General features: G+C 65.6%; 22 protein-coding genes. 10 read left to right on the top strand and 12 right to left on the bottom strand.

Annotated elements, in window-relative coordinates:
• Window positions 1–22 precede the first annotated feature (22 nt).
• Window positions 23–640 carry a cell wall hydrolase gene (locus ACFQPG_RS02565; protein ID WP_380810023.1) on the bottom strand — a complete coding sequence of 206 codons (618 nt, stop codon included), beginning with the start codon at window positions 638–640 and terminating at the stop codon, window positions 23–25.
• Here ACFQPG_RS02565 and ACFQPG_RS02560 point away from each other — a divergent pair.
• Complete coding sequence (locus ACFQPG_RS02560) at window positions 639–914, top strand: hypothetical protein (RefSeq protein WP_380811756.1); 276 nt, start codon at window positions 639–641, stop codon at window positions 912–914. The two genes, ACFQPG_RS02565 and ACFQPG_RS02560, sit on opposite strands and share 2 nt — an antisense overlap.
• On the opposite strand, the gene ACFQPG_RS02555 is transcribed toward ACFQPG_RS02560, so the two are convergent.
• The 8 genes from ACFQPG_RS02555 to ACFQPG_RS02520 form a co-directional block, all read right to left on the bottom strand.
• Window positions 855–1,193: a DUF1491 family protein gene (locus ACFQPG_RS02555; RefSeq protein WP_380810021.1), complete on the bottom strand. Its 339-nt coding sequence runs from the start codon at window positions 1,191–1,193 to the stop codon at window positions 855–857. The two genes, ACFQPG_RS02560 and ACFQPG_RS02555, sit on opposite strands and share 60 nt — an antisense overlap.
• Before the next feature lie 2 nt (window positions 1,194–1,195).
• Window positions 1,196–1,669 carry a PaaI family thioesterase gene (locus ACFQPG_RS02550; RefSeq protein WP_380810020.1) on the bottom strand — a complete coding sequence of 158 codons (474 nt, stop codon included), beginning with the start codon at window positions 1,667–1,669 and terminating at the stop codon, window positions 1,196–1,198.
• Window positions 1,650–2,114: a PTS sugar transporter subunit IIA gene (locus ACFQPG_RS02545; protein ID WP_380810018.1), complete on the bottom strand. Its 465-nt coding sequence runs from the start codon at window positions 2,112–2,114 to the stop codon at window positions 1,650–1,652. The genes ACFQPG_RS02550 and ACFQPG_RS02545 overlap by 20 nt, the downstream gene beginning before the upstream one ends.
• Window positions 2,115–2,185: 71 nt before the next feature.
• Window positions 2,186–2,758, bottom strand: a complete 573-nt coding sequence (gene hpf, locus ACFQPG_RS02540; protein ID WP_380810016.1) for a ribosome hibernation-promoting factor, HPF/YfiA family — start codon at window positions 2,756–2,758, stop codon at window positions 2,186–2,188.
• Window positions 2,759–2,813: 55 nt separating this feature from the next.
• Window positions 2,814–3,524: a DNA polymerase III subunit epsilon gene (gene dnaQ / locus ACFQPG_RS02535; RefSeq protein ID WP_380810014.1), complete on the bottom strand. Its 711-nt coding sequence runs from the start codon at window positions 3,522–3,524 to the stop codon at window positions 2,814–2,816.
• A gap of 8 nt (window positions 3,525–3,532) precedes the next feature.
• Window positions 3,533–4,126, bottom strand: coding sequence for a dephospho-CoA kinase (gene coaE / locus ACFQPG_RS02530; RefSeq protein WP_380810013.1), 594 nt, complete (start codon window positions 4,124–4,126; stop codon window positions 3,533–3,535).
• A complete protein-coding gene (locus tag ACFQPG_RS02525) occupies window positions 4,123–4,971 on the bottom strand; it encodes a shikimate dehydrogenase family protein (RefSeq protein ID WP_380810011.1) in 849 nt (282 codons plus the stop codon). The genes coaE and ACFQPG_RS02525 overlap by 4 nt, the downstream gene beginning before the upstream one ends.
• Window positions 4,968–5,555, bottom strand: a complete 588-nt coding sequence (locus ACFQPG_RS02520; protein ID WP_380810010.1) for a Maf family protein — start codon at window positions 5,553–5,555, stop codon at window positions 4,968–4,970. The genes ACFQPG_RS02525 and ACFQPG_RS02520 overlap by 4 nt, the downstream gene beginning before the upstream one ends.
• A 290-nt stretch (window positions 5,556–5,845) precedes the next feature.
• Between ACFQPG_RS02520 and hemE the strand changes: the two genes are divergently transcribed.
• From hemE to ACFQPG_RS02475, 9 genes are all read left to right on the top strand, one after another.
• Window positions 5,846–6,919, top strand: coding sequence for a uroporphyrinogen decarboxylase (hemE, locus tag ACFQPG_RS02515; protein ID WP_380810009.1), 1,074 nt, complete (start codon window positions 5,846–5,848; stop codon window positions 6,917–6,919).
• On the top strand, window positions 6,916–7,377 hold the full coding sequence (locus tag ACFQPG_RS02510) for a CopD family protein (protein ID WP_380810008.1): 462 nt from the start codon (window positions 6,916–6,918) through the stop codon (window positions 7,375–7,377). The genes hemE and ACFQPG_RS02510 overlap by 4 nt, the downstream gene beginning before the upstream one ends.
• Window positions 7,378–7,572: 195 nt before the next feature.
• A complete protein-coding gene (gene rho / locus ACFQPG_RS02505) occupies window positions 7,573–8,829 on the top strand; it encodes a transcription termination factor Rho (protein ID WP_380810006.1) in 1,257 nt (418 codons plus the stop codon).
• 106 nt (window positions 8,830–8,935) lie between these two features.
• On the top strand, window positions 8,936–9,649 hold the full coding sequence (locus ACFQPG_RS02500; RefSeq protein WP_380811681.1) for a YjbE family putative metal transport protein: 714 nt from the start codon (window positions 8,936–8,938) through the stop codon (window positions 9,647–9,649).
• The gene (mnmE, locus tag ACFQPG_RS02495) at window positions 9,607–10,953 is read left to right on the top strand and encodes a tRNA uridine-5-carboxymethylaminomethyl(34) synthesis GTPase MnmE (protein ID WP_380811679.1); all 1,347 of its coding nucleotides are present in this window, start codon (window positions 9,607–9,609) and stop codon (window positions 10,951–10,953) included. The genes ACFQPG_RS02500 and mnmE overlap by 43 nt, the downstream gene beginning before the upstream one ends.
• Window positions 10,954–11,016: 63 nt before the next feature.
• On the top strand, window positions 11,017–12,696 hold the full coding sequence (gene mnmG, locus ACFQPG_RS02490; RefSeq protein WP_380810004.1) for a tRNA uridine-5-carboxymethylaminomethyl(34) synthesis enzyme MnmG: 1,680 nt from the start codon (window positions 11,017–11,019) through the stop codon (window positions 12,694–12,696).
• Window positions 12,693–13,310: a 16S rRNA (guanine(527)-N(7))-methyltransferase RsmG gene (gene rsmG, locus ACFQPG_RS02485; RefSeq protein ID WP_380810002.1), complete on the top strand. Its 618-nt coding sequence runs from the start codon at window positions 12,693–12,695 to the stop codon at window positions 13,308–13,310. The genes mnmG and rsmG overlap by 4 nt, the downstream gene beginning before the upstream one ends.
• On the top strand, window positions 13,307–14,089 hold the full coding sequence (locus ACFQPG_RS02480) for a ParA family protein (RefSeq protein ID WP_380810000.1): 783 nt from the start codon (window positions 13,307–13,309) through the stop codon (window positions 14,087–14,089). The genes rsmG and ACFQPG_RS02480 overlap by 4 nt, the downstream gene beginning before the upstream one ends.
• Window positions 14,086–14,952: a ParB/RepB/Spo0J family partition protein gene (locus ACFQPG_RS02475; protein WP_380809998.1), complete on the top strand. Its 867-nt coding sequence runs from the start codon at window positions 14,086–14,088 to the stop codon at window positions 14,950–14,952. Before ACFQPG_RS02480 ends, ACFQPG_RS02475 begins: the two co-directional genes overlap by 4 nt.
• Here the strand turns inward: ACFQPG_RS02475 and holA are convergent.
• The 3 genes from holA to leuS are packed head-to-tail and all read right to left on the bottom strand — an operon-like array spanning window position 14,949 to window position 18,957.
• Window positions 14,949–15,947, bottom strand: a complete 999-nt coding sequence (holA, locus tag ACFQPG_RS02470; RefSeq protein WP_380809997.1) for a DNA polymerase III subunit delta — start codon at window positions 15,945–15,947, stop codon at window positions 14,949–14,951. The genes ACFQPG_RS02475 and holA overlap by 4 nt on opposite strands.
• Window positions 15,944–16,438, bottom strand: a complete 495-nt coding sequence (gene lptE, locus ACFQPG_RS02465; protein WP_380809996.1) for an LPS assembly lipoprotein LptE — start codon at window positions 16,436–16,438, stop codon at window positions 15,944–15,946. Before lptE ends, holA begins: the two co-directional genes overlap by 4 nt.
• Window positions 16,435–18,957, bottom strand: coding sequence for a leucine--tRNA ligase (gene leuS / locus ACFQPG_RS02460; protein ID WP_380809995.1), 2,523 nt, complete (start codon window positions 18,955–18,957; stop codon window positions 16,435–16,437). The genes lptE and leuS overlap by 4 nt, the downstream gene beginning before the upstream one ends.
• Between the last annotated feature and the right edge of the window lie 20 nt (window positions 18,958–18,977).

Below are 18,977 nucleotides of genomic sequence, written 5' to 3'. Positions count from 1 at the left end.
AGGCCTCAGCGTTCAAACCGGCTCAGCGGTAGAAGACGTGGTTGCCGACGGTCGCGACGCGGGTCAGGCGCCAGCCTGGCGACACTCGGCGCGCATGGAAGAACAGGGCCTTGCCGACGCTGCTGTCGTGCAGGTCCTTGTCGACGATCTTGGCGATCGCCACCGCATTTTTCCATTGGGCGCCGCCCTTGGCGACGGCCGGCCAGCGGCCACCCTTCACGAAGCTGAACTGCCCGCGTTGAAACAGCACACCGCAATAGGAGGAGGGGAACCGACCCTTGGAGTTGGCCCGGTTCGCGATCACCTCGCCGACGGCGAGCTGGCCGCTGAGCGGCTCACTCTTGGATTCGAAGTAGATCCCGACGGCCAGGCATTCGAGCTCACGGCTGCCCGGATCGGAGCTGCGGAACTTGGCAACGGTTTCGGACAGGGTTGCGCCGGCAGTCACGTCTTCCACGGGCTGTTCGGCTGCAGGCTGCTCCTCAACTGAAGCGGGAGCAAGCGGATCGGCGGCGGCGGTGTTGGCAACCGGCTGCAGGACCTGGGTTGGAAGCACATCGTTCATTGCGATGGCGGTAGACTTGGCGGCAAATGCGCTTTGCGGAGCGACCTGTGCCGGAGCCACGGAGCTGGCGGCCATGGCCGTCGCAGCAACCATCACGGCGAAACGATGCAACATTCAAAAACCCGTCAGTGGCGGTGGACCGGCCGATGCCGCGCGAAAACAGGCTCAAAAGGCCGGTTGGCGTGGCTGGTGGTCCCCCGTCTGCGTGGCTTCCGTCATCCGCCGAACTGCGGCTGCGGAAACCCCCCGCTCCTGTTGGTTCCCTGCTGACCGCATTTTTTTGGAAGGTTCAACTCGTCGCGGTTGTTTCAGCGACGAATCGTTCCGCATGCGGGATATCCAGTTCTAATACCCAACAATCGGGGTCCGCTGATCGCCGCCGCGCAAGATATGGTGAGAGTTGATCCGCTTCATGAGGACGGGGTCCGCAACATTGCCAGCCGTACTGTCCGCTGCGCTGCAACGCGCGTTCGAGCACGGCGTGGTGCTGACCTCTTTGACTGACGACGAGCAGGATCGCGCCCCGGTCGGGGTCACCCTTGTGGACAAGGGTCGCAAATCCGCCGTTTCCTTCGGTCTGCCGAATCAGAGCCGAAACTTCCACGCCCGGTGCAAGGCCGGTGTCCATCGTCAGCTGCGGTACCCAGCCAAGCCGGATAGCGCGATGTGCGAGCGCATGAATGTGCCCGTCCCTCGGGCGCATTCCTCTCCCGCCTGATCGACAATGCGCGCCTCGGCCACGAAGACGCGCCGGCGTCCGCTGACCCAGCGGCCTTCGGCGCGCGCCGCGCCGCCGCTCATCGGCTTGGTGAAATGGAGGTTGAACGCAGTGGTCAGCAAAAAGCGATCGCTGACCAAGCTGTTGGCCGCGTAAAAGGCAGCGTCGTCGAGCATCTTGAAATAGAGCGTACCATGAGCGGCTCCGGCGGCGTGGAAGGCTGAGGTGTCGACGTCAAAGTCGATCATCGACTCGCCGGCGGCGCTGATTGCAAGCCGCGACCGGAACAGCTGATTGACCGGCGCCGAGCGGTACAGCGACTCCAGCGCCCTGAAATGAGCGCTTTCCCCCGTTTGCAGCACAGGATCAGGCTGCGTCGCGCTCATCAACACCCAGCAAAACGGCCGCCAGCGCATCGCGCGAACGGGCACCGCGCAGCTTGTCCAGGGTTAGCCCGTGACGCACTACCCGGCTGATCGCGGCAAGGGCCTTGAGATGCTCCGCGCCCGCGTCCGGCGGGGACAGCATGAAGAAGACCAGGTCCACCGGACCGCCGTCAATCGCCTTATAGTCGATCGGCTCGGCCAGCCGCGCGAAGGAGCAATAGATCCGGCCGATCCCGTCAACCTTGCCGTGCGGGATCGCCACTCCGTTGCCGAAGCCGGTGGAGCCTAGGCGCTCGCGCTCGCTGACCGAGGCAACGATGACTGCCGGTTCCAGGCCAAGGCGCTGGGCAGCCGCCTGGCTCAGCAGCTGGAACAAGGCGCGCTTGTTGCTCGCGGCAAGCGACGGCTTGATCGAATCGAAGTCGAGAAACGCACTTAGCTGCATCGGGGCGGCAGTCTTAAACTGGAGCGGCACAAGCCGGCTCGTGGAAGCCAATCCGGCCAGGGACGAACGTGTCAGGCGGCTTTCGGTTCGACCCAGCCGATGGTGCCATCCTCGCGCCGGTAGACCATATTGTAGGTCCCAGTGCCCGAATTGCGGAACATCAGCGCGCCGGTGTTGCGCAGGTCCATCAGCATCACCGCATCGCTCACGCTGGCTTCGGGGATGTCGACCCGGGTTTCCGCAATGATCGGCGGATGCTCGGGAGCTGGCTCTTCCACGTCGGGCGATGCGGCGAAGACGGTGTACCCGGCTTCGAGTACCTCGGCCCCGTTGGCTCCGCCGCCTTTGCGCTCGCGCAGGCGGCTGACATAGCGCCGCAGCTGCCGTTCGATCTTGTCGGCGGCACCCTCGAATGCGACGCGCGCTTCGGGGCCCCGGTTCGAGGCCTTGAGCACGACTCCGTTGGCAACCGGAGCGACGATGTCGCAGGTGAAGCCATTGTCGTGCGGACCCTTGCCGAAGGTCACGTTGGCACCGATCGCCCGCGAGAAATACTTCTCCGACAGCGCCTCGATCCGAGTGGAAACATGCTCCTGAAGCGATTCACCGGTTTCGACCTGGTGGCCAGCAACCCGAACGTCCACGTGTCCCCTTCCTTTCATCACCCGCGGCGCGTGCAAGACGCTTGCGGAATTAATCTCAGGCAGCCGCTGCGCCCGGCGAAAGCCGATGCCAGAGCGGGTCCTTGAGCCCCATGAGGAACTGGGCATGACGCGCCAATTCTTCAAGCGACGGCGAGTGCGACCGCGCTGGGCGGAACGGCCGCTGCGCCGGGCCGCTCCGTGCGGCGGCGGCTTGCGCCGGGGTCGGCGCTTCGGGGAGCAAGGTCAGGCCGATCTGCCGGCCGCCGGTCAGTTCCACGTAGACCTGGGCGAGAAGTTGGGCATCGAGAAGTGCGCCGTGCTTGACCCGCTGGCTCCGGTCGACGCCAAAGCGGGAGCAGAGCGCATCGAGACTGTGCTTCGCTCCCGGATGCCGGGTTCGCGCCATCATTAGAGTGCAGATCATCCGGCTGAGGCAGATCGGGTCGCGCCCGCACCGATGCAGCTCGTGATTGACGAAGCCGAAGTCGAACCCGGCATTGTGCGCGATCAGCGGCGAGTCCCCGACGAACTCCAGCAGATCGTCGATCTTCTCGGCGAACCGCGGCTTGTCCGACAGGAAGATGCTGGACAGGCCGTGCACCGCTTCCGCTTCGGACGGCATGGAGCGTTCGGGGTTGAAATAGCAATGAAAGGTCCGGCCGGTCTCGACCCGGTTGACCAGTTCGACGCAACCGATTTCCACCACGCGATCCCCACCGGCCGGATTGGTGCCGGTGGTCTCCGTGTCGAACACAATTTCCCGCATGAAGGATGTCATGCGCTCTTCGCGAGACCCAGTAAAGTCAGGATCGCATCCACCTGGCGTTCGGTTTCCGCCAGCGGGCCCGAGGTGTCGATGACGAAGTCCGCGCGCGCCCTTTTCTCATCGTCGGGCAGTTGCCGGGCGAGGATCGACTGGAGCCGGGACGGCGTCATTCCCGGGCGCTTCAGCACGCGCTCGCGCTGCACGGCGGCTGGCGCACTGACGACGATGACCTTGTCGAACGCCGTCTCGCCGCCCGTTTCGAACAGCAGCGGGATGTCGAACAGCAAGGCCGGGGCAGCGCGGTTCTCCGCGAGGAATTGCTCGCGTGCCTTGTGCACAGCCGGGTGAACGATAACCTCCAGGGCGGCAAGCTCGTCCGGGCGGCCGAGAACCGCGGCGGCAAGGGCTTCCCGATCCACCGCGCCACCGCGAACCGTACCAGGAAAGCGTTCGGCGATCGGTCCGACCAACGCTCCGCCAAGCCCCTGCAACTGCCGCACACACGCATCGGCATCGAACAGCGGGATACCGCGAGCGGCGAACATCGCAGAGACGGTCGACTTGCCCATGCCGATGGAGCCGGTCAGGCCGAGGCGGATCATCCAACGAGCCTCCGCATCAATTCGGCCTCACTCTCGGCATCACGCGGGGGCTCGCTCCCGAACAGATAGGTGAACGCTTCACTCGCCTGTTCGACCAGCATGCTCAGCCCGCGGCTGGCCGCAAGACCCCTACGCTCAGCCTCCTGCACCAGGGGGGTGCGAGCGGGGTTGCTGACCAGGTCGAACACCCAGCCATTGCGGGGCATGGCGCCGAGATCGACGTTGAGTGGCGGCTGCCTCGCCATCCCCAGGGGCGTGGCATTGATCAAACCGTCGGTTGCGATCTCCGCCTCCATTGCTTGGGCAGGCAAGGTCAGGTCGAACGCCAGTTCAAGCGAGCGGGCCTCGGCCGCGTTGCGCGCGTGGATGGCGATCCGCTCCATGCCCATCCGCTTGCAAGCCACCAGCACCGCGCGAGCCGCCCCGCCGCTGCCCAGAACCGTGATGCTGCCGGTAGTTCGGTTCGCCGCAAGACGCGCGATCACCGTCGTCACCGCGCCGATGTCGGTGTTCTTGGCCAGCAATCCACCCTCGTGAGGGATCAGCAGGTTGCAGGCGCCGGCCTGGATCGCTCCGTCGCTCCTGCGCTCCGCGGCCATCAGCGCGTCCAGCTTCAGCGGCATGGTCACGCTGCACCCGCGCCACCGGGAATCGTCCCGCCGAGCCGCAAGATAGGCCGGAAGCTCGCTCCGACTCACCCGCTGGCGGCGATAATCGCCCGCAAGGCCGAGCTTTCCAAGCCAGAAGCCATGGATCACCGGCGACTTGCTATGCTCGATCGGGTCACCGATGACCTCCGCGTACGGAAGCTCGCCGGGGGGTGAGGGGAAACGCGCCGACGTCACGCCTGGAGCGCCCCGAAGCGCCGCAAGGCTCCGAGCAGCGGGAGCAGCGGCAAGCCGAGGATCGTGAAATGGTCGCCCTCGATGCGGTCGAACAGCTGCACTCCGGGTCCCTCCAGCCGAAACACTCCGACGCAATAGCCGACCTCGGGCCATTCGCGGTCGAGATACTCGCCGATGAACGCCTCGCTGAGCGGCCGGACCGACAGCCGCGCCTGTTCCGCGTGGCGCCACTCGGCCATCCCGCCCCGTGCGAGAACCGCGGCGCTGGTCAGGGTCATCGTCTTGCCGGAGAAGAAACGCAGGTGATCCGACGCTTCGGCCTTGTCGGCCGGCTTGCTGAACCGGCGGCCGTCCACCGAGACCAGGCTGTCGCTGCCCAAGGCCAGCGCCTCCGGGTTCGCCTCGCTCACCCGCAGCGCCTTGGCTTGTGCCAGCAGCAGCGCCAGGCCCGCATCGTGTTCGTCGGGGTGGGCAGCTTTCAATGCAGCCTCGTTTACCTCCGGCGCCGCCGCCTCATGGCGCACCCCCGCGTTCAGCAGCAGGGTGCGGCGGATCGGGCTGGTCGAGGCGAGCAGAAGGTCCATCGATGTTCCTGTGGATAAGGCGGTGACTCTCCGGCTCGCTTTGCCGGGGATGACCCGCTCGGGAAAGTCGCGAACAGGATTGCGCGACATTTCCCGAGATTCGTCCACGCCCCTCCCAAACAGTCCCCAGCCTGTGAGTCATGGGAGCCCGCCGGTGCGACTCGCCGGAGTCCCCAGCGACTCGACTCCCGTCACCTGTTGGCAAAGTCGGGAAGCATGCCTATTCCCCGCCTCCAGCCGCCCATCAATTTTCTTCATCCAATAAGAATCTATATAAAGAGGAGAGAAGGGTGGCCGAGCCCCCGCGCCAAGACCCCCTCGAACAGGGCTCTTCGGTTGAGTCCCGGAAGCCTTTGCTCGCGGTCCTCCGGGGTGAGCGCCATGATCCGCCCCCGCTATGGATGATGCGCCAGGCAGGACGCTACCTGCCGGAATATCGAGCACTCCGGGCCGACAAGGGGGGCTTCCTCGATCTGGTCTATGATCCTGCCTCCGCGGCGGAGATCACCTTGCAGCCGCTGCGCCGCTTCCCGCTCGACGCCGCGATCCTGTTTTCCGACATCCTGATCGTTCCGTTCGCGCTAGGCCAGGATCTGACCTTCGTCGCCGGCGAAGGACCGCGGCTCTCGCCCCCGCTCGCCAATGCGCGTTTGCCGGACCTCCAGGCCGTGCCACGGCGACTCGAAGCCATCTACGAGACGGTGGGAAGGGTGAAGGCCCAATTGTCGCCTGAGACGACTTTCCTGGGCTTTGCCGGAAGTCCGTGGACGGTCGCCACCTACATGGTCGCGGGGCAGGGCAGCCGCGAGCAGGCCGAGGCGCGCCAGCTCGCCTACCTCGAGCCCGATCGCTTCGCCGAACTGATCGAGGCAATCGAGCGCACCACTGTCACCTACCTGCTCGGCCAGATCGATGCCGGCGTCGACTCGGTGCAATTGTTCGACAGCTGGTCGGGCAGTCTCGCCCCCGCCGAATTCGAGCGCTGGGTGATCGCGCCGACCGCCCGCATCGTCGAGCGGCTGCGCGCGGAACGGCCGGGCATTCCGGTGATCGGCTTCCCCAAGGGGGCCGGCGGAAAGCTTGCCGCCTACGCCAGGGAAACCAGGGTCGATGCGCTCGGTCTGGACGAGACGGTGGACCCCGTTTGGGCGCATCGGGAGTTGCCAAGGGATCTACCGTTGCAGGGCAATCTCGATCCCCTGGCGCTGATTGCCGGAGGCGAGGCGCTTGAGACGGCGGTGCGCACGATCCGGAAGGCTTTCGCCGACCGTCCGCACATCTTCAACCTTGGCCATGGCATTCAGCAAACGACCCCGATCGCGCATGTCGAACAGCTGCTTGGCCTGCTAGGGAAGACATTGTGAGCAGTCTCGACCAGTTCATCGGTATTCTCGGCGCGGCCTATCCATGGGTGAAGGCGGCGCACGTGACGTTCGTGATCTTCTGGATTGCGGGCTTGTTCCTGCTGCCGCGCTTCTACGTCTACCACCATGCGACCACTCCCGGCTCAGCCGAGGATCGCGCCTGGATCGAGCGCGAAGGCCGCGCGCGATCGATCATTTTGACCCCGGCCATGGTGATCGTGTGGGTGCTCGGGCTGGTGCTCGCCATGCACCTTGGCGCATTCTCGCAAGGCTGGTTCCATGCCAAGCTGGCGCTGGTTGTCGCGCTGACCGGCTACCAGGGCTGGATGAGCGCCTACGGCCGCAAGCTCGCCAAGGGCACCCGGCCACTGGAGAACCGCACCTTGCGGATCATGAACGAAATCCCGGGCATCGCGACCGCCGTGATCGTCGTGCTGGTGATCGTGAAGCCCTTCTGACCTTTTCCGGCAGGCCTGCCGCCGTGCAAGTGGCGCTGGCTTCATGTTGACTTGGCTCGTCCTGCGACATAACGCCAGCGGATACGGCCGCGCCGGCCCGTATTCTCCATTCGAGCCGGTGTGACCGCAGTTCCTGGCGGGCCTCTCCTCCCGCCCTTGCTGTCATTCAGACAAAGCCTCGCGAAAAAGAGCCCCATGCACCTCAAGGACTTGAAGCAGAAAACCCCCGCCGAACTCGTCGCGCAAGCCGAAGAGATGGGCGTCGAGGGTGCATCGACCATGCGCAAGCAGGACCTGATGTTCTCGATCCTCAAGGTGCGCGCCGAAAGCGGCGCCGAGATCATGGGCACCGGCACCATCGAGGTGCTGAACGACGGCTTCGGCTTTCTTCGCTCACCCGAGGCCAATTACCTGGCCGGTCCCGACGACATCTACGTCGCTCCGCAATTGGTCCGCCGCTTCGGCCTGCGCACCGGCGACACGGTCGAGGGCGAGATCCGGGGCCCCAAGGACGGCGAGCGCTACTTCGCGCTGACCCGGGTGACGGCGATCAACTTCGACGATCCCGAGGTGGTTCGCCACCGCGTTAACTTCGACAACCTCACTCCGCTCTATCCCAACAGTAAACTCCGCCTCGATACGCTTGACCCGACCGTCAAGGACAAGTCGGCCCGCGTGATCGACATCGTCGCGCCGCAGGGGAAGGGCCAGCGGGCCCTGATCGTCGCTCCGCCGCGTACCGGCAAGACGGTGCTGCTGCAAAACATCGCCAAGGCGATCACCGACAATCATCCGGAAGTCTTCCTCATCGTGCTGTTGATCGACGAGCGGCCGGAGGAAGTCACCGACATGCAGCGCTCGGTGAACGGCGAGGTCATCAGCTCAACCTTCGACGAGCCGGCCTCACGCCACGTCCAGGTCGCCGAAATGGTGATCGAAAAGGCCAAGCGGCTCGTCGAGCACAAGAAGGACGTGGTGATCCTGCTTGATTCCATCACCCGCCTCGGCCGCGCCTACAATACGGTGGTGCCGAGCTCGGGCAAGGTGCTGACCGGCGGCGTCGACGCCAACGCCTTGCAGCGGCCCAAGCGCTTCTTTGGCGCCGCTCGCAACATCGAGGAAGGTGGCTCGCTGTCGATCATCGCCACCGCGCTGATCGATACCGGCTCCAAGATGGACGAAGTCATTTTCGAAGAGTTCAAGGGCACCGGCAACAGCGAAATCGTGCTCGATCGCAAGGTCTCCGACAAGCGCATCTTCCCGTCGCTGGATGTCGGCAAGAGCGGCACCCGCAAGGAAGAGCTGCTCGTCGACCCCAGCATCCTTACCAAGATGTGGGTGCTTCGCCGGATCCTGATGCAGATGGGGACGATCGACGCGATGCAGTTCCTGCTCGACAAGATGAAGGACGCCAAGTCCAACGAAGACTTCTTCGCTTCGATGAACCAGTAAGCGGATCCGACGCGAGGAATGTGCCTCCCGCGTGAGGCCCAGGTTGGGGCCGCACCTGGCGACCGCCGGATCGTGACCAGAACAGGGACTTGAACCACCGATGATGATGATCGATCTCATGCTCGCCGCGGCTGCAGGCCTCGGAGGACCGGCGGAAATCTGGGCTGCGATCGTCAGCGACTTCTCGAACATCACCGAGCCGGCTGCCTTTTCGGCCTTCCTCCAGGTGCTGATGATCGATCTCGTCCTGGCCGGTGACAATGCCATCGTGGTCGGCGCCCTGGCTGCAGGCCTCCCCGCTGAACAGCGCAAGAAGGTCATTCTGCTCGGCGTGCTCGCCGCCTTGGTGCTGCGGATCTTCTTCGCTCTGATCGTTACTCAACTCCTTCAGATCATTGGCCTTATCCTGGTCGGCGGGTTGCTGCTCCTGTGGGTGGCGTGGAAGATGTGGCGCGAGCTGCGCCACGCCGGAGAGAGCGGCGGATCGCCTGAAATCCACGGCGACGAGCATAGCGGCCTGCGTCCGGCCAAGAGCTTTGCCGGAGCCGCCTGGGCCGTAGCGATCGCCGACGTCAGCATGAGCCTCGACAATGTGCTGGCGGTGGCGGGCGCGGCCCGTGATCACCCCGGCATCCTGATTGTCGGCCTGATCTTTGCGGTTGCCTTGATGGGCCTCGCCGCCAATCTCATCGCCCGCTACATCGAGCGTTACCGCTGGATCGCCTACGTCGGCCTGGCCGTGATCCTGTGGGTGGCGTTGAAGATGATCTACGACGGCTGGGTCGATCCGCAAGTCGGCCTCGGGCGGCTGTTCGCCTGACGCCGCCGGGAGGACCGGTCACGCCGCAGCGCTCGACGATCTTCGCTCATTCGAGTGGCCGTCCGCCGGCGGCGATTGCCCTCATTCGGTTGAGCGGACCGGAGGCGCACCAGGCTGCGCAGCAATTATGCGGAAGCCTTCCTCCGCCGCGGGTCGCCGGCTTGCGGACCCTGTCTGCACAGGACGGTACCCTGCTGGACGAGGTGATCGTTCTACGGTTCGATGGTCCTGCCAGCGCGACCGGCGAAGATGTGGTCGAGTTCCACTGCCACGGCGGTCGCGCCGTGATCGAGGCCATCCTGGGCGAGTTGGGGCGCGCTCCCGGCTTGCGCGCTGCGCTCCCGGGCGAGTTTACCCGTCGCGCTTTGGTGAACGGCCGGCTGGACCTGACCGAGGCCGAGGGACTTGCAGATCTGCTCGAGGCCGAGACCGAGAGCCAGCGCCGCGCCGCACTGATGCTGACCGGCGGTGCGCTCCGGCGGCAGATCGAGGATTGGGCTGTCCGGTTGGTGATGCTGTCAGCCCAAGCCGAAGCCGCAATCGATTACGTCGGCGATGAAGACGAGACTGCCGCCGATCCGGAACAGCTTGCTGGGGCGGCCGCCCTGATCGGCGCGGAAATGGGCGAATGGCTCCGCCGGCCGCGGGCCGAACCGCTGAAGGATGGCATCCGCGTCGTCCTCGCCGGGCCGCCCAACGCCGGCAAGTCCAGCCTGCTCAATGCCCTCGTCGGGCAGGATAGAGCGATCGTGACACCGATCGAAGGAACTACCCGCGACACGATTGAGGTCCCGGTCAGTATCGGCGGTGTGCCGCTGGTCTTGGTTGATACAGCCGGCCTGCGGGCCAGCGACGACGCGGTCGAGCGGCTAGGAGTGGAGCGGACCCGGAGCGAGGTCCGGGTGGCCGACGTTCTTCTCTGGCTCGGTGAGCCGAAGCACGCGCCTTCCGCCGCGGCTCGCGTGATCGTCCATCCACGGTGTGACCTCCCGAACCGCGTTGTCGCTCCGAGTGGAACCCTGCCCGTCTCTGCGGTTTCGGGCGCGGGGCTTCCGGAACTCACCCTGCGGCTTGTTGAACTTGCGCAGTCCTTGCTCCCCCGGGAAGGGGAAGTCGCACTGAACCAGCGCCAGGCGAACGCAATCGAGCTGGCCAGTGCCGCACTAAGCGCTGCTCCCGCCGACCTCATCCTGGTTGCCGACAACCTCCGTTCGGCGAGGGCAGCGCTCGACCGAGTGACCGGACGGGTGGGTATCGAAGACGTTCTCGATCAGCTCTTCCGGCGCTTCTGCTTGGGCAAGTGATGTTCCACGTGGAACAGGAGGCAGCCTTTGACCGGTACAGCCGCGGCCACTACAGGCGGCAAAATGTTCGATGTTCTGGTGATCGGCGCTGGCCACGCTGGCTGCGAGGCTGCGGCGGCGGCGGCGCGGAGAGGGGCCCGGACGGGGCTGCTTACCTTCCGGGCAGATGATGCCGGTCAGATGTCGTGCAATCCTTCCGTTGGTGGCGTGGGGAAGGGGCATCTGGTCCGCGAACTCGACGTGTTCGACGGGATCATGGCGCAAGCTGCGGATCGGGCGGCGATTCACCGCCGGATGCTCAACCGCAGCAAGGGGCCAGCGGTGCATGGCCCACGGGTGCAGGCCGACCGGAGCGTGTACCGAGCCGCGGTTCAGGCGGTACTTGCCGGAGCTGGCGTCGAAATTTTGCTCGGGGAAGCCATTCGGCTCACCGAGGCGCGCGGCGCAATCACCGGAATTTTGCTGGCCGATGGCACTGCGATCGCATGCCGATCGCTGGTGATCGCGACTGGCACTTTTCTGGATGCCAGGATCTTCATCGGCGAGTCCTGCCGCAAGGCTGGCCGGTTCGGCGAAGGCCCATCCATTCCGCTCGCCCAGCAAGTGAGGGAGATCGGACTCGGCCAAGGCCGACTGAAGACCGGCACCCCGCCGCGGCTGGACGGGCGAACCATCGACTGGAGCCGGCTTGAAGAGCAGCCGAGCGATTCGGACCCGTGGCTGATGAGCGCACTTCCGACCGGCTCGGATCTGCCGCAACTGCGCTGCGCCATTACCCGCACGACTGAGCGAACTCATGATCTGATCCGCGCAGGATTTCACCGCTCGCCGTTGTTTGCGGGTGCGATCGAAGGGAGAGGGCCGCGCTACTGCCCTTCGATTGAAGACAAGGTCAAACGCTTCGGTGATCGCGACGGTCACCAGATTTTCCTCGAGCCCGAAGCGCTGGACGACCCGCTGGTTTATCCGAACGGCATATCGACATCCTTGCCGGAAGATGTGCAGCTGGAGTTTGTTCGGAGCATTCCGGGGCTTGAGCGAGTCGAGATCGCGCGCTTCGGCTATGCGGTTGAATATGAGTTCGTCGATCCGCGCCGGCTGGATTCGCGCCTGCAATGCCTTGCTCTGGGAGGTCTGTTTTTGGCTGGCCAGATCAACGGGACGACGGGCTATGAGGAGGCAGCGGCGCAGGGGCTCGTTGCGGGACTGAACGCTGCCGCCCATGCCATGGAACTGGATCCCGTGCAGTTCGATCGGCGGACTAGCTACATGGGCGTGATGATCGATGATCTCACTCTACAAGGGGTAAGCGAACCTTATCGGATGATGACCGCTCGCGCGGAGTATCGCTTGGCCCTCCGGGCCGACAATGCCACGACCCGGTTGGGCGAGCAGGCGATGGCTGCCGATGCCGTGTCGGCAGCACGACGGCGGCACATCGAAGCTCACCTGCAAGCCCGCGGACGCCCCGAATTTGCCGACACGACCGAGGGTCAGGCAGACGCGCTTTATGCGCCCTACATCGAGCGCCAACGCCGAGAATGGGGTTCGGTAGTTGCCGATTGCGCCGCCCGGATTGCCGCCGATTTCGACTTCTGCGCCGTTCCAGGGCTGTCGACCGAAATGGCCGAACGGCTGCTGCTCGCTCGTCCCGAGACAATCGACCAGGCGTCACGCATAGCAGGCATCACGCCAGCAGCATTGACCGCGTTGCACGTTGCAGTCTCCCGGCGCGCCGCATGATTGATCGGCTGCGGGAGTTCGGCGTCGAAGTTTCACGTGAAACAGAACGGAGTATAGCGGCCTATGCCGAGTTGCTGCTCCGAGAAAACCAGCGGCAGAACCTCATCAGCAAGTCGTCCGAAAATCAACTGCGGGATCGCCACATCCTCGATAGTGCTCAGCTAGTCCGGTTTGCCCCCCGGCCGGACTCGTCATGGCTGGACATTGGGGCGGGCCCCGGGCTCCCCGGTATTGTGATCGCCCTTCTCACCAGCGGCCCTGTTACCTTGGTCGAGCCGCGCCGCTTGCGGGTCGAATTCCTTGAACATTGCGTCGGGGTGCTAAAGTTGCGGGATCGGGTGACCGTCTGCTGCGGCAAGGCGGAGGCAGTCCGTGGCACTTACGACGTGATCACCGCGCGAGCCGTGGCGACGATCGACAAGCTGTTCGCCATGTCGGTCGGCCTGGCCCATCAGCGCACGCGGTGGATCTTGCCCAAGGGCAGGAGCGGAGCGAAAGAACTGGCCGACGCGCGCGCAAACTGGCAAGGTCGCTTCTCGACCGAGCCAAGCATCACCGATGGGCAAGCGGTGATCGTTGTGGCCGAGGGCGTCAAGCCAAGGGGCAGGGGATGATCCACGTCGCAGTGGCGAACCAGAAGGGCGGTGTGGGGAAAACCACGACCGCGATCAATCTCGCGACCGCGCTCGCCGCGACCGGCTGGAAGGTTCTGTTGGCGGATCTCGATCCGCAGGGCAACGCGTCCACTGGCCTTGGCGTGAGCCACGCCGCGCGCGAGCGGTCGAGCTACGATGTTTTGATGGGCGAGGCGAGCATCGTGGATGCGGCGGTGCCGACCCGCGTTCCGCGCCTCGACCTTCTTCCTGCCGTCCAGGACCTGTCGGGAGCCGAGGTCGAAATGGTGGGGCTCGATCGACGCACTCACCGCCTCGCCGATGCGTTCGCCCAGGTACCGCCGGGTCGATGGGACATATGCCTGATGGACTGCCCGCCTTCGCTCGGGCTGCTGACGGTCAACTCACTCATTGCGGCACGACACTTGCTGGTGCCGCTGCAATGCGAATTCTTTGCCTTGGAAGGACTGAGCCAATTGCTGCAAACCGTTGAGCGGATCCGCACCCGCTTCAACCCCGACCTGTCGATCCTTGGAATCGCGCTGACGATGTTCGACCGGCGCAACAGCCTGTCGAAGCAGGTCGCCGAAGATGTTCGCGCCTGCCTAGGCCCGACGGTGTTCGAGACGGTCGTGCCGCGCAACGTTCGCTTGTCCGAAGCGCCAAGCCATGGCCTTCCCGCGCTGATCTACGACCTTCGCTGCTCGGGCAGTGAGGCCTATGTTCGGCTTGCGCGCGAACTGATGGCCCGCCTTCCGCAGCGGGCGGAGGCCGCATGAGCGAGCTTCGTCAGCGAGGCCTCGGCCGCGGCCTGTCCGCGCTGCTGGGCGATGCGCCTTCCGAGCCCGAGGCTCCGGCGCAGCGCGGCGGCGTGCGTGAGGTCGACGTCGCGGCGATCCGGCCCAACCCGAAGCAGCCGCGCCGGCACTTCGACGAAGCGGCGATTGTGGAGCTTGCCGACTCGATAACCAGGCGCGGAGTGCTTCAGCCGATTTTGCTGCGTTCGGCAGGTGACGGGTTCGAGATCATTGCCGGCGAGCGGCGGTGGCGCGCCGCACAGAAGGCGCAGCTCCATCGCATCCCGGCGATCGTTCGGGACTTCGATGAGGCAGCCACCGCCGAGGTGGCGCTGATCGAGAATATCCAACGCGAGGACCTGAATGCGCTGGAAGAAGCGGAGGGATACCGCGCGCTGATCTCGACCTATGGTCACAGCCAGGACGAAGTCGCCAAGCTCGTCCACAAGTCTCGCAGCCATGTCGCTAACCTGTTGAGACTATTGGACCTTCCCGCCTTCGTTCAGCAGGCTCTGATGCGCGGCGAGTTGAGCATGGGCCACGCCCGCGCGCTCGCTGCGGCGGATGATCCGGAGCAGATGGCCCGCGACGCGATCGCGGGGGGCTGGTCGGTGCGGCAGGTCGAAGCGCGCGCTCGCGGCTCCCGGCCCGCGAAGGAGCGCGCCCGCCGCCCGTCCGCGCCCGCTGATGCTGACACGACCGCGCTCGAGCGGCAGCTTGGGGACATCCTTGGCCTCAAGGTCCGGATCGCGCACCAGGATGGTGGTGGCACGGTCAGCGTGAGCTTCTCGAGCCTAGATCAGCTCGACCTGATCTGCCAGAAGCTCACCGGCGAGTCATTTTAACGCGCTGCCCGCGCTATCTGCAGCAACTCCTCGCCAAGTGCCGCCCGATCATCAACCGCGCTGAGCAGGACCTCTCGTTCGAGCTCACTCACTCGCGTCGTGACCCGGGCGAGCCGCTCTGGCGTCCACTTTCGGAGGATGCGGCCGACCGGCACCTGGTCGCGCTTCCAAACCGACGCCATTACAGCATCGATCCGCTGGCCCGCCGCAACCTTGGCGAGCAGCGGGGCGACTGAAAGCAGCCTCCTCTGCAAGGCCCGGATCACGGGGAACGGGTCGATACCGCAGCTCTGCAGCCGCTCCAGCTCGTCGCTGAGCGCCTGGACGTCCCCAGCAAGCGCCAGATCACCCGGACGGCCCGCGTCGGTGTCGGAGTCATCAGCGCCAAGCAGATCGACAGCGTCTTCATCCAACTCGCGTGGCGATGCCGGGTTAGCCCCCAGATACAAGGCGAACTTCGCGAGTTCCTGACGGGCGATAGCCTGATCGTTGGCCGTTGCCGTCGCGATTCGGCTCGCTAGGGCGGGGCCAATGATCAGTCCTTCCGAGCGGCCGATCTCCTGGATCATCCGGTCCGCATCGCGACCTTCCGGAATGTAGGAGGCGTGCGCCAGTGCTGCCCGGTGGGCCTCCGCGAGCTTCAGCAGGCCCGAGGTCTTGCGCAGCGTGCCGGCGATCGCCACCGCCGCGCTTTCGACCGCCGGAGCCGCCAGAAGAGCCTCGACTGCCGCTACGGAATCGTCGCCGGCCGGTTCGATCCACAGCAGCCGCCTGCCGCCGAACATCGAAATTGCGCCCGCCTCGTCGGCGAGCGCGGCGGGGTCGCCCTTCAGCGCTGCCCCTGTGAACGGAACCTTCTCGGCCGCCAGGGAAGATAGCAGGCGCGCCGCCAGCGCTCGAGACCCGGATTCGTCAGCGCCATGGAAAAGGTAGAAACGGCAGTTCGGGTCGGGCCGTTCGATCGCGGCAGCGATCGTTCCCCGATTGCTCTTCACGGGGCGCCGCGCCGCGCGGCGAACAGGCCAAGGCGGGTGATAATCTGGTCCGCAACGACCTTGCTCAGCCGCTCGGCCGCACTCTGCTCAGCTGCCAGGGTGGCATATTCGGACCCGACCACATCGATGCCCGCGTCCGACCCGGCGGTCGCGTCAAGCAGGACCTCTCCCGTCGCATTGCGGACCAGGCGATAGCGTGCGCGCAGGGTACGGCGTTCGCGCGTGACAGCGCTGTCCGTGCGAAGCCCGAAGGCGGTTATATCATCGTCCAGCTCAACTTCGAGCCGATAGGTATCGTCGCCCGAGGGTTCGCCGATCCGGTCGACCAGTGCGGAGCGGACGAGCCATCCGGTCCGGCCCGGGATTGGCTGCACCCCAACATCGCGTAGGAAGACGGCGACCTCCCCGCGCTCGCCCCCAGCGTACATCGGCTGCAGAGCGCAGCCGCTGGCCAGGAACAGGGTGAGGGCAAGGGCGGCGACGCGGATCACAGGACGATATTGACCAGCCGATCGGGAACCACAATCACCTTGCGCGGGGTGGAGCCGTCCATCAGCCGGGCAATCTTGTCGGCCCCCAGAGCCATCTGCTCAAGCTGCTCTCGCGAAGCGCCCCGGGCGACCGTCAGCGTGTCGCGGAGCTTGCCGTTGACCTGCACCGCCACCGTTACTTCATCGTCGACCAGCATCGCGGGGTCATGCTGCGGCCATGGCTGGTCAACGATCATGCCCTCGCCGCAGCGGCATGCCCACGCCTCTTCCGCCAGGTGGGGTGCCATGGGCGAGACCAATTTGACCAAGGTGAGGGTAGCGGCTTCACGGCTGGCGCTCGGCGCAGCCTTCTCGATCGCGCTGGTGAGTTCGTAAAGGCCAGCCACGGCCTTGTTGAATTGCAGTCCTTCGATCGCCTGACCCACGGCGGCGATCGTCCGGTGCACCTTCTTGTCGAGCGCAGGATTGCCGCCGTCTGCGCCCGCGGGAGCCATCGCCAGCTTCCACACCCGCTGCACGAACCGGGCAGCGCCTTCGATGCCGGCCTCCGACCATTCGAGGTCGCGTTCGGGCGGTGAGTCCGACAGCATGAACCAGCGCACCGCGTCGGCGCCAAAGCGGTCGACGATCGGCTCGGGATCGACCGTATTCTTCTTCGACTTGGACATCTTTTCGACGCGGCCGAGCGCCACGGGTGTGCCGCTGTCGATGTGGATCCAGTCGTCGCCGTCCTGCCGCACTTGGTCCGGGCTCAACCAGCTGCCGTCGCCGGCGCGATAGGTCTCGTGCGTCACCATGCCTTGCGTGAACAGGCCGCGGAACGGCTCTGTGACGCCGAGGCGGCCGATCTTCGCCAGCGCCCGGGTCCAGAAGCGTGCGTACAGCAGGTGAAGGATCGCATGTTCGACCCCGCCGATATATTGGCCCACGGGGAGCCACTGCTCCGCTTCTGCGCGGTCGAACGGCTTGTCGCCCGGCTGGCTGGCGAAGCGGATAAAGTACCAGCTGGAATCGACAAAAGTGTCGAGCGTGTCGGTTTCCCGGCGGGCGGCGCTGCCGCAGTTCGGGCAGGGGACAGCCTTCCAGGCCGTGTGCCTGTCGAGCGGGTTGCCCGGAATGTCGAACGACACGTCTTCGGGCAGCACGACGGGGAGCTGGTCGCGTGGAACCGGGACGGCTCCGCACGCGTCGCAATGGATGATCGGGATGGGCGTGCCCCAATAGCGCTGCCGCGACACGCCCCAGTCGCGCAGGCGGTACTGGACCTTGCCGTGCCCCCATCCATCGGTTTCGGCGCGGCGGATGATTTCGACCGACGCCTCGGCCGTCGGCAGGGCATCGAGGAAGCGCGAGTTCACCGCAACGCCGTGCCCGGTCTCCGCTTCTACGACCGAATCCCCCGCCTGTCCGGCGGAGGCGGCGACGACCCGGCGGATGGGCAAAGCGTACTTCGTGGCGAACTCGAAATCGCGCGCGTCGTGCGCCGGCACTCCGAACAGCGCGCCGGTGCCGTAGTCCATCAGCACGAAGTTCGCGATCCACACCGGGAGGCGCCACTCGGGGTCAAGCGGGTGGGCGACCTCGAGCCCGGTATCAAGCCCAAGCTTCTCGGCAGTCTCGATCTCTGCGGCGCTGGTTCCGCCGGCGCGGCAGCGAGCGATGAACTCGGCCACCTCGGGCCGTTCCGCTGCGAGTGTCTCGGCGATCGGATGCCCTGGCGAGATGGCGACAAAGCTCGCCCCAAAGATCGTGTCCGGCCTGGTGGTGAACACCCGGACATGGGCATGATCCACGCTGGCCGGTGCGCCGGTGATCTCGAACTCGAACTCCAGGCCGCGGCTCTTGCCGATCCAGTTCTCCTGCATCAGGCGGACCTTGTCCGGCCATTGCTCCAGGCTTCCCAGACCCGCCAGCAGGTCCTCGGCAAAGTCGGTGATCTTCAGGAACCACTGGCTGAGCTTGCGCCGCTCGACCAGTTCCCCGGAGCGCCAGCCACGCCCATCGATCACCTGCTCGTTGGCGAGCACGGTCATGTCGACCGGGTCCCAGTTGACTTCCGATTCCTTCCGGTAGACGAGGCCGGCTTCGAACAGGTCAAGGAACAGCGCCTGCTCGTGGCCGTAATATTCGGGCTCGCAGGTCGCCAGTTCACGGCTCCAGTCGAGCGCGAAACCGAGCCGCTTCAGCTGCGCTCGCATGGTGGCGATGTTCTGGCGGGTCCACGCGCCCGGATGGACCTTCTTCTCCATCGCAGCATTTTCGGCCGGCATGCCGAACGCGTCCCAGCCCATCGGGTGCAGCACCTCGAAGCCCTGCATCCGGCGGAAGCGGGCGAGCACGTCGCCCATGGTGTAGTTGCGGACGTGGCCCATGTGGATGCGCCCCGACGGATAGGGGAACATCTCCAGCACATAGCTCTTGGGCTTGGGACTGCCGCTGTCGGCGCGGAAGCTCCCGGCCTGTTCCCACCGCTCCTGCCAGCGGGAATCACTCGCCGCCGGGTCGAAACGGTCGGTCATTCACATGTCCTTCTTGGCTC

The organism is Sphingomonas sp. GCM10030256 (assembly GCF_042666415.1).
Lineage (GTDB): Bacteria > Pseudomonadota > Alphaproteobacteria > Sphingomonadales > Sphingomonadaceae > Sphingomicrobium.
The sequence above is the reverse complement of the archived record's forward strand: the minus strand, read 5'-3'. Positions and strand labels throughout refer to the sequence as shown.

Excerpts from the sequence above, each read along its gene's own strand:
- ACFQPG_RS02520 (WP_380810010.1), bottom strand. The coding sequence starts at position 5,555 with ATGGACCTTCTGCTCGCCTCGACCAGCCCGATCCGCCGCACCCTGCTG.
- ACFQPG_RS02475 (WP_380809998.1), top strand. The coding sequence starts at position 14,086 with ATGAGCGAGCTTCGTCAGCGAGGCCTCGGCCGCGGCCTGTCCGCGCTG.
- ACFQPG_RS02500 (WP_380811681.1), top strand. The coding sequence starts at position 8,936 with ATGATCGATCTCATGCTCGCCGCGGCTGCAGGCCTCGGAGGACCGGCG.
- coaE (WP_380810013.1), bottom strand. The coding sequence starts at position 4,126 with ATGATCCGCCTCGGCCTGACCGGCTCCATCGGCATGGGCAAGTCGACC.
- ACFQPG_RS02560 (WP_380811756.1), top strand. The coding sequence starts at position 639 with ATGGCCGTCGCAGCAACCATCACGGCGAAACGATGCAACATTCAAAAA.
- leuS (WP_380809995.1), bottom strand. The coding sequence starts at position 18,957 with ATGACCGACCGTTTCGACCCGGCGGCGAGTGATTCCCGCTGGCAGGAG.
- rho (WP_380810006.1), top strand. The coding sequence starts at position 7,573 with ATGCACCTCAAGGACTTGAAGCAGAAAACCCCCGCCGAACTCGTCGCG.
- ACFQPG_RS02545 (WP_380810018.1), bottom strand. The coding sequence starts at position 2,114 with ATGCAGCTAAGTGCGTTTCTCGACTTCGATTCGATCAAGCCGTCGCTT.
- ACFQPG_RS02550 (WP_380810020.1), bottom strand. The coding sequence starts at position 1,669 with ATGAGCGCGACGCAGCCTGATCCTGTGCTGCAAACGGGGGAAAGCGCT.
- dnaQ (WP_380810014.1), bottom strand. The coding sequence starts at position 3,524 with ATGCGGGAAATTGTGTTCGACACGGAGACCACCGGCACCAATCCGGCC.
- ACFQPG_RS02480 (WP_380810000.1), top strand. The coding sequence starts at position 13,307 with ATGATCCACGTCGCAGTGGCGAACCAGAAGGGCGGTGTGGGGAAAACC.
- ACFQPG_RS02555 (WP_380810021.1), bottom strand. The coding sequence starts at position 1,193 with ATGGACACCGGCCTTGCACCGGGCGTGGAAGTTTCGGCTCTGATTCGG.
- rsmG (WP_380810002.1), top strand. The coding sequence starts at position 12,693 with ATGATTGATCGGCTGCGGGAGTTCGGCGTCGAAGTTTCACGTGAAACA.
- mnmG (WP_380810004.1), top strand. The coding sequence starts at position 11,017 with ATGTTCGATGTTCTGGTGATCGGCGCTGGCCACGCTGGCTGCGAGGCT.
- ACFQPG_RS02565 (WP_380810023.1), bottom strand. The coding sequence starts at position 640 with ATGGCCGCCAGCTCCGTGGCTCCGGCACAGGTCGCTCCGCAAAGCGCA.